The following is a 12,899-nucleotide window of genomic DNA, read 5'->3' on the forward strand; positions in this document are numbered from 1 at the left end:
AGGACGGAGATCCGCACATGACCGCCTCGAGCGCGTTGGTGAAAGAGAGGACTCAGGGAGGAGATCAGGCGGCGTTCGACCGATTGGTGACGCTCGCCTGCTCGATCTTCGACGCGCCGATCATCATGCTGTCCGTGCTGGACGGCGACCGGACGTTCTTCCGATGCAATGTGCCGATCTCAATGGCGTCGATGCCGCGCGAGCAGAGCGTGTCGCACGTCGTCACGACCATGGGCCAGGACGGCTTGCTTGTGGTCGAGGACGCCACGGCGCTGGCTCCTTTCAACACCCATCCGATGGTGACCGGGCCGGACGGGATCCGGTTTTATGCGGGCGCAGCGATATCCACGGCGGACGGCAGGATGGTCGGCGCCTTTTCGGTACTGGACACGAAGCCGCGTCCGCGTCCCAGCGGCCGGATGCTGGACACGCTCAAACTGATGGCGGGGATGGCCGGCGACATCCTCGACCAGACCGCCGCGACCCGGTTGATCGATGAACAACTGGGCGTGCTGCGAATGGCCGAGCAGATGTCGGGCGTCGGCAACTGGCGCCTGGATCTGGCGACCCGAACTGTGTCGTGGTCCGAGGAAGTCTACCGGATCCACGGCGCGTCGCCTGAAACCTTCGATCCGAGCTATCAAGACGCGGTGAGTTTCTATCATCCCGAGGATCGCGAGGTCGTCAGGGCGTCCGTGACGCGATGTATCGACACCGGCGAGGACTATGAGTTCAAGCTGAGAATTGTCCGGGCCGATGGCGATGAGCGGATCGTCATTTCGCGTGGCATGGTCGAGCGGGACGCTGATGGCCGGTCGGTCGCGGTCTATGGCGTGTTCCAGGACGTCACCGAGGTCGAAACGGCGCATGCCCGGATCGTCGTGAGCGAGGCCCGCTACCGAATGTTGGCCGACGGGGCCACGGACATCATCATCTCCTATGGGGTGGACGGGATCGTCACCTATGTCTCGCCCTCTGTTGAGGCCTCCAGCGGGAAGACGCCGGCCGAGGTGATCGGCCGTCCGGTCACCGACATGATCCTGCCCGAAGACGTGCCAGCGCTCACAGAGAGTTTCCGCGCCCTGGTGAGGCTGCCGGTCGGGCAGTCGTCGCGAGGCGTGCGCTATCGTGGGGTACACAGAAATGGGTCGGTGCGCTGGTTCGAGGCCCGGACCAGTGTGATCCGGGACGCCGAAGGCCTGGTGATCGGCTTCCATGACGTGGTCCGGGATATCACCGAGACAAAGCGGCTGGAGGAAGAACTGATCGCTGCGCGCGACGTGGCCGAGGCGGCGGTGCGGGTGAAGTCCGAATTCCTGGCCAATATGTCTCACGAGCTGAGGACGCCGCTTACCAGCGTCATCGGCTTCTCGGGCCTCCTGAAGGAGAGTGCGGAGTTACCGGAGACGGAACGGCGCTATGCCGAGCGAATCGCGACGGCCAGTGAGGCGCTGCTAAGCGTCATCAACGACATTCTGGACTACTCCAAGCTGGAAGCCGAGGCCGTCGGCCTGGACGCGACTGCGTTCGATCCGGCGACAACGGCACGGGGCGCGGCGGCGATCGTGGAGACCCAATGCCGGGCCAAGGGCGTGGGTCTGATCGTCGAGATCGCCGATGATCTGCCCGTCGCGATCATCGGGGACGAAGGCCGGTTGCGGCAGGTGACCCTGAACTTCCTGTCCAATGCCGTGAAGTTCACGGTTTCGGGTGAAATCCGGTTGGATGTGCGCCGCTGTGGCGGGCAGTTGAGGGTCGCGGTGAGCGACAGCGGTATCGGCATTGCGTCTGAGAAGATCGCCGCCCTGTTCGAACGATTCACCCAGGCCGATGCGTCGACGACGCGGGTCTATGGGGGGACAGGATTGGGGCTGGCGATCTCGCGCAGGTTGATCGAGTTAATGGGTGGGGTGATCGGGGTCGACAGTCGGCCGGGCGAGGGCTCGACCTTCTGGTTCGAGATCCCGCTGGTTGAGGCCGAGCGCCCGGCGGACGCGGCAGTCAGCGAGGTGATCGTGCTGGAGCCCGGAACGCGGATCCTGCTGGCTGACGATGCACCGGCCAACCGCGAGTTGATGCGGATCATCCTGTCGGGGTGGGGTGTCGAACTGGACGCGGTGTGCGACGGCGCCGAGGCGGTCGCGGCGGCATCCAGGGAAGACTACGATCTGATCCTGATGGATGTGCACATGCCTGTGATGGACGGGATGGACGCGGCGCGGGCGATCCGCGCGCTGAACGGAGCGAGGGCCAGCGTACCGATCCTTGCCCTGACCGCCAACGTGCAGCCCGAGCAGATCGAGGCCTGTGCGCGGGCCGGGATGGACGGCCATGTCGGAAAACCGATCCACATGGGCGACCTGATCGGGGCCATCGCCGGCGCTTTGACCCTTTGTCGACAAGAGCGACGCCGGAGTGGCGTGATTGTCGAAGGTTCGGCGATAGCCATCAACGGATCGGCCGAATCCGCCCGCGATTTCAACGGCCGGAACTTTTAAGAGCCGTTTTACGCGCCTTGTGACGCTGGTCCCCTATAGTTTGGGCATGGCCGGAAATGGGGACGAAACGGGGTGAGACCCCGGCCCCCCGACGCACTGGCTTCGGCCGCTGATAGAGCCGTCGGGGGAAGCCCCGGGCTCTGACGGACGCTTGACCGCCGCACACCACAATTCACGCCGGGGCTCCCGGCCACGGGAGAAGCCATGCCGAAATTTCCATGGCGGGTCGGCCGAGCCGCGCCCGAAATCAAGGACAGTCGCGTCGGCCCTCTGATCGCGGTGACCGGCGCAGGGCGGCCGCGGTGGACGCCGCGCGACTATGCCAGCCTGGCGGCGGAAGGGTTCGGCAAGAACGCCGTAGCCTACCGCTGCGTCCGGATGATCGCGGAGGCGGCGGCCTCGGCGCCGCTGGTCGTGTTCGTCGACGGCGTGCGCAACGACGCGCATCCGGTGGCGCGGCTGATGGCCAAGCCCAACCCGGAACAGTCGGGGCCGGAATGGCTGGAGGGCGTCTATGGCGCCCTCCAGACGGCGGGCAACGCTTACGTCGAGGCTGTGGGCGACGAGACGCCCGGCGAACTGTGGAGCCTGAGGCCGGACCGGGTGCGGATCGTGCCGGGGCGGGCGGGGTGGCCCGATGCCTATGAATATGCGGTCGGCGGACGATCGGTGAGGATCGGGCGGGAGGCGGACGGCTGGATGCCGGTGATGCAGTTGAAGCTATTTCATCCGACGGACGATCACTACGGATTCTCGCCGCTGGAAGCGGCGGCGTTCGCGATCGACGTGCACAACAGTTCAGGCGCCTGGAACAAGGCGCTGCTGGACAATGCAGCACGGCCGAGCGGGGCGCTGGTCTTCTCGTCGAAAGACGGAGAGCGGCTGACTGAAATGCAGTTCCAGGCGCTCAAAGCGGAGCTGGGCGAGGCGCATGCGGGGGCCGCGAACGCAGGGCGGCCGCTGGTGCTGGAGGGCGGGCTGGACTGGAAGCCAATGTCGATGAGCCCGGCGGACATGGATTTCATCGCTGGCAAGCACGCGGCGGCGCGGGAGATCGCCCTGGCCTTCGGGGTGCCGCCGCAGCTGCTCGGCATTCCCGGCGACGCCACCTACGCCAACTATCGCGAGGCCAATGCCGCGTTCTGGAGAGGGACGGTGATCCCGCTGGCGCGGAAGACGGCGGGTGCGCTGACCGGTTGGTTGAGCGGGCGGTTTGAAGGGATCCGGGTCGAGACGGACCTGGATGCCGTGCCGGCCTTGCAGCCCGAACGGGACGCGCTGTGGGCCCGGCTGTCGGCGGCGAGCTTCCTTACGGACGAAGAGCGCCGCCGGATGGCAGGGGTGGGCGCGTGATGGATGATTTGAAGAAGACGGCGGCGGCGCTGGGCGTCGCGCTGGCGATCCAGACTGTCGGCGGTCTGGTCTGGGCCGGTGGGGCGGCCGCGCGGATCGCGACCCTGGAGGAGCGGGTCGGGGAGCAACGGCTGGTCGCCGAACGGCTGGCCCGGCTGGAGGAACAAGGCGTCGGCACGCGGGCTGCTGTCGCGCGCATCGAGACGCGGCTGGAGGAGATGCGGTGAGTGTACTGGTCCAGGCGGGATTGGCGATCCAGGGCTACGCGTCCCTGTGGGGCGTGGCGGATCCGACCGGGGATGTGGTGGCGAAGGGCGCCTTCGCCGACAGCCTGACGCGGACCGGGGCAGGCGGGGTGCGGATGCTGCACCAGCACGAGAGCCGGGCCGTGATCGGGGTCTGGGACGAGATCGTCGAGGACGATCGGGGCCTGTTTGTTCGGGGCCGGATCGCCGACTGGTCGGCGGAGGCGCGCTATGCCCAGGCCTTGAGCCGGGCGGGAGCGCTGGACGGGCTGTCGATCGGGTTCCGGGCGGCGAAGGCTCGCAGGCACAGGCGGTTGAGAGTGCTGTCGGGGGTGGAGCTTTGGGAGGTGTCGTTGGTGACGTTCCCGATGCTGCCGGGCGCGCGGTTTCAGGTGGCTAGCGTCGGCCCATACAATCGATCCAGGTCAGGGCGCGGGTGACGCCGCCGAGCGCGAACCACGCGGTCGTGGGGCCGGCCTCCGCCAGGTAGGTCCAGCGCATCGAGGTCGAGCGACGGGCGCCAGAGACGATGTCGGCCACGGTCGCGGCGTCGGTGATCTCAAACAGATTCATGTTGTTAGCCTGGAGCGGGGCCTTGCCGGCGAGATTGATCGGACGGCGATCGAAGGCTACGGACATCGGCTGGCCGTCGCCGACGTTCGCCATGGAGGTCCGCAGCATGGCCGACCAGGGCGTCGCCTCAACCACGCGCGGCCGTGAAGGCGAGGGCGACGGCCTCGGCCGCCTCCACCGGGTCGATCGCTGCCCGGTCCAGATCGCCGGCCAGCCCGCCTTCGCCGCCGCCCCGCAACAGGGCCGCGAGCACCGCCATCAGATCCCGCGCCGACAATCCCCTCATCCGTTCCGCCAATCCGGCGATGCCCGACACGTCCAGCGCTGTCTCGATCTCGGCCAGCGCCCCCAATGTCAGGCACAGCCGCCGCTCAGCCCCCGCCAGCACCGCGACCGCCTCGCCACGCACCTTGTTCACCCCGATCATGCGGCCGAGAACCCGACCGCCCCGGCGCTGGCCAGGCTGATCGCGAACGTCGCCTCGCCTTCGTGGTCGCCCGCGTATTCCAGCGCCGAAACAAGGAACGGCCCCTCAAGCGTCCCGAAATCCGGCACCACCAGCCGCCATGCCTTCAGCCCCTGGTCAAAGAAGGCCTCGCGGATCAGGGCGTCGGACGCCGCGTCGCGCAAGATCCCCTGGCCCGACACCGCCGCGGACTTGACCCCGGCGCCGCCCAGCAGCTCTCGCCAGCGGCCGGCGCTGTCCGCGTCTGTCGCATCCACAGTCCTTGCGTTCAGCGAGATTGTCCGCGCCCTCAGTCCCGCCACTGTCGAGAATATGTGACCGACCGGCCGATGCGCACACGCGACGCGCTTGAGCCACTGTTGCACGCGTTCGACATGCAAGCCTGTGAGCGGGGCGGACGGGTGTCGCTGATTGGGGTCGAAGGAGCCGGCGGAACACTGGCGCCGGCTGATCTGGGATTGACGGACGGACGCGCGGGACCGGTGCGGATACGATCACTGAAGGCCCTGCCGGCCATGGCGCGAATCCGTTTCATCGACGAGGGCGCGGACTATCAGACCGGCGCGACGGTGGTGCGGGGCGAGGGTGACGGAGGCAGTGTGGATGCCGACTTGCCGGCCGTCTGTGGCGTGGGGCTGGCGAAGGCCTTGGCCCGACGGCTGCTCAAGGGCGAGGGCGAAGATCGGTTGACGGTCGCCCTGGGGCCGCTGGAGGCGCTGCGGATTGAGGCCGGAGACACGGTTGCGGTCGAGGGTGAGACGGGTATTTGGCGGGCCGAGCGGGTGACGCTGGACGAGACGCCGACGGCGATTTTGGCGAGACGCGATGGTGAGGGCGTCGGTACCGAGCCGGTTGTGTGGCGGCGAGGGTCGGGTATCGCGCCGGCGGGAGCCCCGTTCGTTCGGATCCTTGACTTGCCGCCCCTGCCGGGCGCGGAGCCGGACGATCGGCTGATCGCGGCAGTGGCTTGCGAACCATGGCGGCCGATGACGGTGCATGTCGGGGAGAATGCGGAGACCCTGACCGCCAGAGGAACGGTCGGGGCGCCTGCGACAGTGGGGCGGCTGACACAGACGCTGACGCCCGGCGTGCTGCATCGCTGGGACGAAGCGAACGCCGTGGTGGTGCGGCTGGAGGGTGCGGCCCCGGCCAGTCTGTCGGAGAGCGCGGTGCTGGGCGGGGCGAATCTGGCTGCCGTGGAGACGGCGGCGGGGTGGGAGATCGTGCATTATCGGCAGGCGGCCCTGTTGGGCGCCGGTATCTGGCGACTGAGCGGATTGCTGCGAGGGCAGCAAGGGACGGAAGGAGAGATGGCGGCGGCGTCGCCCGAAGGCGCGATCGTGGTGCTGCTGGACCCCCGAGCGGGACGGTTCGAGACGGCGACGGGGGAACGCGGTCTTGCGCGGCTCGCGCGGGTTGGGCCGAACGGGCGGGCCCCGGGCGGGCTCGGGTTCGTCGATGCTATCTGCACGCCGATGCGACTGCACGCGAGGCCGTGGAGTCCAGTCCTGAGGGTCGTGGAGGAGGGCGGCGGACGGCGACTGTCATGGGCTCCAAGGGTCCGGATCGGTGACGTATGGGACCAGGAGCCAGCCGAAGTCGATCCGCGCCGGTTCCGGGTGCGCATCCTTGACGGCGGCATGCCGCGGCGGACGTTCGAGGTGGAGGAGACGTCGTTCCTCTATGCTGTGGAGGACATGGCCGAAGATTTCCCCGGCGGCGGCGGGCCGGATGCTGTCGTGGCGGTGGCGCAATACGGGCCCGGTTTCGGGTGGGGCGTCGAGGCGCAGGCGCCGCTGATCGTCTGAAAAGCATTGCGCCGCACACCGCATGCCTTAACTGACGAGACGAAGGTCGGTCGCGACGCGCGAGCCGGATTCGACGAAGCGTGACGGAGCGGCGAACGGCGTGGCGGGTGATCCCTACAAGGAACTGGGTGTGTCCAGGGGGGCGAGCGCCGCCGACATCAAAGCCGCGTTCCGCAAACTGGCCAAGGAATTGCACCCGGACAAGAACCGTGGTGACAAGGCGACCGAGGAACGGTTCAAGCGCGTCTCCGCCGCGTTCGACATTCTGAGCGATCCCGACACGAAATCGAAATACGACACCGGCCAGATCGACGCCGACGGCCAGCCCCAGTATCGAGGCTACAGCGGCGGACAGCCGGGTGGCGGCGCGGGTATGGGGACCGGCGGTTTCGGCGGCTTCGGCGCGGGCGGAGGGCCAGGCGGTCGCGCGGCGTTCGAGGATCTGGATCTGGACGACATCTTCGGCCGGTTCGGCGGAGGCGGTCGGGGGCGGGCCGCCGGCTTCGGTCGTGGGCAGGACGTTCGGGCGACGCTGGAGATCAGCCTGGAGGACTCCATCGGCGGGGCGACGCGGCGGATCCAATTCTCGGACGGCCGGACGCTGGACGTCACCATTCCCAAGGGGGCGACCAACGGGCAGACGATCCGGCTGCGCGGCCAGGGAACGCCTGGCAGGACCGAGCCGGGCGACGCCCTGATCGAGCTACGGATCGCGCCGCATCCGGTATTCAAGGTCGAGGGTGCGGATCTGACCATGGACCTGGCGATCTCGGTCCCCGATGCGATCCTGGGCGGCAAGGTCGAGTGCCAGACGCCGGACGGGGCCGTCTCGGTGACCGTGCCGACCGGGGCGAACTCCGGACAGACGCTTCGTCTCAAGGGCCGGGGCGCCTTCGCCGGCGGGGCGCGGGGCGACCTGAAGGCGCGACTGATCGTAACCCTGCCGGATGTGATCGATCCGATTCTGCACCGGGTGGCCGAAGATTGGCGCGCCAACCGTCCCTACAAGCCGGGCAAGAGCTGATGATGTCCAAGCCGAACATTAAACCCGCGCGGCCCTGGTTCGCGGCGGGGCCGACCGCGAAACGCCCGGGATGGTCGTCGCAGGCCTTGCCGCACGACCTGCTGGGGCGGGGCATCCGCTCGCCGGAGGTGGTTGAGCGGTTCGCCTATGGCCTGCGACTGACCAAGGAGGTTCTGGAAATCCCGCAGGACTGGGTGCTGGCCTATCTGCCGGGGTCGGATACCGGGGCGGTCGAAGCCGCCATGTGGAACATGCTGGGCCAGCGGCCCGTGCAGGTGATGGCCTTCGAGAATTTCGGGAAGCAGTGGGCTGTCGATGCCAGGGATCACCTGAAGCTCGACCAGCTTGAGATCCTCGAGGCGCCTTGGGGTCGGTTCCCGGATGTGTCGAAGGTCGATCCGACGAAGGATCTGGTCTTCCCCTGGAACGGCACGACCTCGGGCGTAAAGACGCCGGGCGTGGACTGGATCTCCGACGACCGCCAAGGGATCGTAGTCTGCGACGCGACATCGGCGGCCTTCGCCATGCCGATGGATTTCGAAAAGCTGGATGTTGTGACCTTCTCCTTCCAGAAGGCGCTGGGCGGCGAGGCGGGCATCGGGGTGGCTGCGCTATCGCCCCGCGCCGTGGCCCGCCTGGACGCTTATGAGCCCCCGCGTGCAGTCCCCAAGGTGCTGCGCTTGCGTGACGGCAAGGGCTTCGACCGGAGCCTGGCCACCGGCACGATGCTGAACACCTTCTCGGTGTGGACGCTGGAAGACTGGATCGATGCTTTGGAGTGGGCGAAGGGCGCAGGCGGCCTGGCGGAACTGATCCGGCGGACGGATGCGAACGCGGCGGCGCTGAACGACTGGGTCGAACATACCGACTGGATCGACTACCTGGCTGAGGATGCCGCGATCCGCTCGACGACCTCGGTGTGCCTTAAGATCGTCGATCCGCGCGTCAGGGCGCTGGACGACGCGGGACGGCAGGGTTTCGTCAAGCGGATGAAGACGCTGCTGGAGGCCGAACAGGCCGCGTTCGATGTCGAGAGCCACCGCAATGCGCCAGCCGGCCTACGCATCTGGTGCGGCTGCACGGTTGAGGCCGACGACATCGTCGCCGCCACCCCGTGGCTGGACTGGGCGTTCGAGACGGCTGTCCGCGAACTCTGAGCCGAATTCGTCCCGGTCGGGACGACATTCCCCGATTCCCCCGCTATAGGCTGCGCCCGCATCAGGCGGAGACGAAAACCTTGGCGAACGTAGCGGTGGTCGGAGCCCAGTGGGGCGACGAGGGCAAGGGCAAGATCGTCGACTGGCTGTCGAACAGGGCCGACATCATTGTGCGGTTCCAGGGCGGCCATAATGCCGGCCATACGCTGGTCGTGGACGGCAAGGTCTACAAGCTCGCCTTGCTCCCGAGCGGCGTGGTGCAGGGCAAGCCGTCGATCATCGGCAACGGCGTGGTCGTCGATCCCTGGCATCTGGTCGGGGAGATCGCGAAGATCGAGGCCCAGGGCGTCACCATAAATCCCGAAATCCTGACGATCGCCGACAACGCCTGTCTGATCCTGCCCATCCATCCGGCGCTGGACGTGGCGCGCGAGGCGGCGGCGAGCGCGCCCGGGGCAAAAATCGGCACCACGGGACGCGGCATTGGCCCCGCATACGAAGACAAGGTGGGGCGGCGCGCGATCCGGGTCTGCGACTTGGCCAACGAAGACGATCTGAAGGTCAAGATCGAGCGCCTGAGGTCGCACCATGATCCGCTGCGCGCCGGTCTGGGGCTGGAGCCGATCAATCCGCAGGCACTTCTGGCTCAACTTCTGGAGATCGCGCCGAAGATCCTGCCCTATGTGAAGCCGGCCTGGCGGGTGCTGGATCAGGCGCAGAAGGCCGGCAAGCGGATCCTGTTCGAAGGCGCGCAGGGCGCATTTCTAGACGTCGACCACGGCACCTACCCCTATGTCACGAGCTCCAACACCGTGGCCGGACAGGCGGCGGCGGGGTCGGGCATAGGGCCGCGCGGCGTCGGCTATGTCCTGGGGATAGTCAAGGCCTACACCACCCGCGTCGGCGAGGGCCCGTTCGCCTGCGAGCTGAACGATGCGGTGGGCGAACATCTGGCCACCGTGGGGCGCGAGGTCGGGGTGAATACCGGCCGGGCGCGGCGATGCGGTTGGTTCGACGCTGTGCTGGTGCGCCAGTCGGTAGCGATCAACGGCATCGATGGCATCGCCTTGACCAAGCTGGACGTGCTGGACGGGCTGGAAACGCTCAAAATCTGCGTCGGCTACCGGGTGAACGGCGAAGTGCTGGACTATCTGCCGTCCAGCCTGAAGGACCAGGCGGCGGCCGAGCCGGTGTTCGAGGAACTGCCGGGCTGGAGCGAGAGCACGGCTGGAACCCGCAGCTTCAAGGACATCAACGCCAACGCCATTAAGTATGTGCGGCGAATCGAGGAACTGATCGGTGCGCCTGTGGCCCTGTTGTCGACCAGCCCGGAGAGGGACGACACCATCCTGATGCGGGACCCCTTCCAGGGCTGAGCGAGAGAAAGAACGGGTCGAAAATCCGTTCGCTTTCAACGCGGTCTTAACCGGCGGCAGTTAGCCACAATGCTGACCTCCCCGGAGTTGCCTAGTGTTCGCAGCCGACGCCAAAACCTTGAACCGCATTGAGCCGGTCGTTCGACGGGTGTTGATCGCCGACCCGAACCTGGCGTCGGCGCGGCTGCTGCTGGACATCATGAAGAGTCTGGGCGCGCGCGAGGTTGTGACGGAGTCCGACGAGCACCGCGTTCTGGACCATGCGCGCGAGATGGAGCCGGGCCTGATCTTCACCGAGCGCTCGGGCGCGAGGCTGGATGGCGAACGTCTGGCGAAAAGTATTCGCCGCTCCAATCTGGGCTGCCGTCGGGCGCCGATCATCATGATGACCGCTGATGCGACGGCGTCCTCGATCAAGGGCGCCCGCGATTCCGGCATCCACGAATTCCTCAGAAAGCCCTTCACCTCTGCTGATCTGTTCCGGCGTGTCGAGAACGTGGCGCTGAAGCCACGCGACTGGATCGAGGCGGTCGGCTACGTCGGGCCGGACCGGCGCCGGTTCAATTCGGGGGAGTATGCGGGGCCCCAGAAGCGCAAGGCCGACAAGCCGACGACGGCCGCTGGAGCCGCCTTGGCGGTCAAGGATCAGGCACTGCGTATTCTGGCGGCGTCGCTGGCTCAGTTCGACAGCGATCCGATGCAAGCGGTGCGCGCCGTCAAACAGCAGGCGGAGACGCTCAAGGCATTGGCGATGAAGACATCCGATACGCGGCTGGCGGTGGCCGCCGCCGGGCTTGAGGGCTGTCTCGCCGCGGGCGCTCCGACCAAGGCCGGTCTGGCCGGACCGATCGGAGCGATCCTCGCCCTGGCCGACCCGGGCACGGAATTAACCCGAGCCGGCTAACTCTCAAAATCGAATGGCAAAACAGGCGCGCGAGGCTCTCGTGCGCCTGTTTTCTTGCGCCCGCGTTAAGCGCGCTATGCGTCGACGAGGTTCCGTTCCTCGGCTGCCGCGCGCATGGCCTTCTGAAGTTTCTCGAAGGCGCGGACCTCGATCTGACGCACGCGCTCGCGGGAGACGCCGTACTGGCCGGCCAGCTCTTCCAAGGTGACCGGATCGTCCTTGAGGCGACGCTCGGTCAGGATGTGCTTCTCGCGATCGGTCAGCTCGCCCATGGCTTCCTGAAGCAGGCCCATTCGCAACGACTTCTCCTCAGAGTCGGCCAGAGCCGTCTCTTGTGACACCGCGTTGTCGTCCGACAGCCAGTCCTGCCACTCGCTCTCGCCATCTACGCGCAGGGGTGCGTTCAGCGAGGCGTCGCCGCCGAGACGGCGGTTCATGTTGGTGACCTCTTCCTCCGACACGCCCAGCTTGGTGGCGATGGCGGAGAGGTGTTCCGGATGCAGGTCGCCTTCCTCGAAGGCCGAGATCTGGCTCTTGGCCTTGCGCAGGTTGAAGAACAGCTTCTTCTGAGCCGCCGTGGTGCCCATCTTCACGAGCGACCAGCTACGCAGGATGTATTCCTGGATCGAGGCGCGAATCCACCACATGGCGTAGGTCGCTAGGCGGAAACCCTTGTCGGGATCGAATTTCTTGACGGCCTGCATCAGGCCGACGTTGCCCTCGGAAATCACCTCGCCGATTGGCAGGCCGTAGCCGCGATAGCCCATGGCGATCTTGGCCACGAGGCGCAGGTGGGATGTGACGAGGCGGTGCGCGCTCTCGGAGTCCTGATGCTCGGTCCACCGCTTGGCGAGCATGAACTCCTCGTCCTTGGTGAGCATCGGAAACTTGCGGATTTCCGTCAGATATCGCGACAGTCCCTGTTCAGGCGACATCACCGCGAGTGATTTCAGTGCAGCCATTTGGTCCCTCCGAACCTAGATAAGAGCAGGCTCAGCGCAGACGGCCACCGAATGTGCGCGGTCTCCTCACCCCTCAACATGACAAGTAGCTATGGGTTGCCTCCTTTGTCAGAGGCGGATCGTCACACCACAGCGTGACCGTGACCCTGGCGCCACTTGCGTCCATGACGAGGGGTATAGCGGGTAGTGAGTCTTCTATCAAGACTTACTTTCGCGACGGCGTTTAGATGCCCAGAATGTCGCGATATCGGGGGTGAACAACCTGGGCGAGTTCCGGGTGTTTCTGGAAATAGGCCGAGAAAAACGGGCAGACCGGCAGGATCAGCAGGCCGCGCTCCGTGGCGTCGGCGATGACGTGTTTGGCCAGGCGGCTGGCGATGCCCTGACCCTCCAGCGCCTGGGGCACTAGTGTTTCGGTGATCATCAGATTGGGTTCGGACAGGTTGTAGGTCACCATCGCCACCTGATCGCCGACCGGCAGCTCATAGCGGTGCTGTTCGACGTTGTCGCGGATTTGAGCGTCGGTCATGACG

14 protein-coding genes are annotated in these 12,899 nt (G+C 66.8%); 9 read left to right on the plus strand and 5 right to left on the minus strand.

What is annotated here, in order from left to right:
* Positions 1-17: 17 nt before the first annotated feature.
* The 4 genes from ACP7AZ_RS05260 (at position 18) to ACP7AZ_RS05275 (ending at position 4,536) form a co-directional block, all read left to right on the plus strand.
* Positions 18-2,498, plus strand: coding sequence for a PAS domain-containing protein (locus ACP7AZ_RS05260; protein ID WP_426036753.1), 2,481 nt, complete (start codon positions 18-20; stop codon positions 2,496-2,498).
* 204 nt (positions 2,499-2,702) lie between these two features.
* Entirely contained in the window at positions 2,703-3,851 is a 1,149-nt protein-coding gene (locus ACP7AZ_RS05265) for a phage portal protein (protein WP_426036755.1), read from the plus strand.
* Entirely contained in the window at positions 3,851-4,078 is a 228-nt protein-coding gene (locus ACP7AZ_RS05270; RefSeq protein ID WP_426036757.1) for a hypothetical protein, read from the plus strand. Before ACP7AZ_RS05265 ends, ACP7AZ_RS05270 begins: the two co-directional genes overlap by 1 nt.
* Before the next feature lie 5 nt (positions 4,079-4,083).
* Positions 4,084-4,536: an HK97 family phage prohead protease gene (locus tag ACP7AZ_RS05275; protein ID WP_426036912.1), complete on the plus strand. Its 453-nt coding sequence runs from the start codon at positions 4,084-4,086 to the stop codon at positions 4,534-4,536.
* Here ACP7AZ_RS05275 and ACP7AZ_RS05280 read toward each other — a convergent pair.
* Genes ACP7AZ_RS05280 through ACP7AZ_RS05290 form a run of 3 tightly spaced genes read right to left on the minus strand, consistent with a single transcriptional unit; the run spans position 4,493 to position 5,500 of the window.
* The gene (locus ACP7AZ_RS05280; RefSeq protein WP_426036759.1) at positions 4,493-4,777 is read right to left on the minus strand and encodes a hypothetical protein; all 285 of its coding nucleotides are present in this window, start codon (positions 4,775-4,777) and stop codon (positions 4,493-4,495) included. The genes ACP7AZ_RS05275 and ACP7AZ_RS05280 overlap by 44 nt on opposite strands.
* A 19-nt stretch (positions 4,778-4,796) precedes the next feature.
* On the minus strand, positions 4,797-5,096 hold the full coding sequence (locus ACP7AZ_RS05285; RefSeq protein WP_426036760.1) for a GTA-gp10 family protein: 300 nt from the start codon (positions 5,094-5,096) through the stop codon (positions 4,797-4,799).
* Positions 5,093-5,500 carry a phage major tail protein, TP901-1 family gene (locus ACP7AZ_RS05290; RefSeq protein ID WP_426036762.1) on the minus strand — a complete coding sequence of 136 codons (408 nt, stop codon included), beginning with the start codon at positions 5,498-5,500 and terminating at the stop codon, positions 5,093-5,095. The genes ACP7AZ_RS05285 and ACP7AZ_RS05290 overlap by 4 nt, the downstream gene beginning before the upstream one ends.
* On the opposite strand from ACP7AZ_RS05290, the gene ACP7AZ_RS05295 reads away from it, so the two are divergent.
* The 5 genes from ACP7AZ_RS05295 (at position 5,465) to ACP7AZ_RS05315 (ending at position 11,404) form a co-directional block, all read left to right on the plus strand.
* Entirely contained in the window at positions 5,465-6,943 is a 1,479-nt protein-coding gene (locus ACP7AZ_RS05295) for a phage tail protein (protein ID WP_426036764.1), read from the plus strand. The genes ACP7AZ_RS05290 and ACP7AZ_RS05295 overlap by 36 nt on opposite strands.
* 100 nt (positions 6,944-7,043) lie before the next feature.
* A complete protein-coding gene (locus ACP7AZ_RS05300) occupies positions 7,044-7,967 on the plus strand; it encodes a J domain-containing protein (protein ID WP_426036766.1) in 924 nt (307 codons plus the stop codon).
* Positions 7,967-9,124: a phosphoserine transaminase gene (locus tag ACP7AZ_RS05305; protein ID WP_426036768.1), complete on the plus strand. Its 1,158-nt coding sequence runs from the start codon at positions 7,967-7,969 to the stop codon at positions 9,122-9,124. The genes ACP7AZ_RS05300 and ACP7AZ_RS05305 overlap by 1 nt, the downstream gene beginning before the upstream one ends.
* Before the next feature lie 80 nt (positions 9,125-9,204).
* Positions 9,205-10,500 (plus strand): adenylosuccinate synthase, encoded by a 1,296-nt coding sequence (locus tag ACP7AZ_RS05310; RefSeq protein WP_426036770.1) that lies wholly within the window; start codon positions 9,205-9,207, stop codon positions 10,498-10,500.
* 94 nt (positions 10,501-10,594) lie between these two features.
* Positions 10,595-11,404, plus strand: a complete 810-nt coding sequence (locus ACP7AZ_RS05315; RefSeq protein WP_426036772.1) for a response regulator — start codon at positions 10,595-10,597, stop codon at positions 11,402-11,404.
* A 74-nt stretch (positions 11,405-11,478) separates the two neighbouring features.
* On the opposite strand, the gene rpoH is transcribed toward ACP7AZ_RS05315, so the two are convergent.
* Positions 11,479-12,366: an RNA polymerase sigma factor RpoH gene (gene rpoH, locus ACP7AZ_RS05320; RefSeq protein WP_303695256.1), complete on the minus strand. Its 888-nt coding sequence runs from the start codon at positions 12,364-12,366 to the stop codon at positions 11,479-11,481.
* 223 nt (positions 12,367-12,589) lie between these two features.
* Positions 12,590-12,895 (minus strand): GNAT family N-acetyltransferase, encoded by a 306-nt coding sequence (locus tag ACP7AZ_RS05325; protein ID WP_426036775.1) that lies wholly within the window; start codon positions 12,893-12,895, stop codon positions 12,590-12,592.
* Positions 12,896-12,899 lie beyond the last annotated feature (4 nt).

The organism is Brevundimonas sp. DC300-4, from assembly GCF_049897365.1.
Taxonomy (GTDB): domain Bacteria; phylum Pseudomonadota; class Alphaproteobacteria; order Caulobacterales; family Caulobacteraceae; genus Brevundimonas.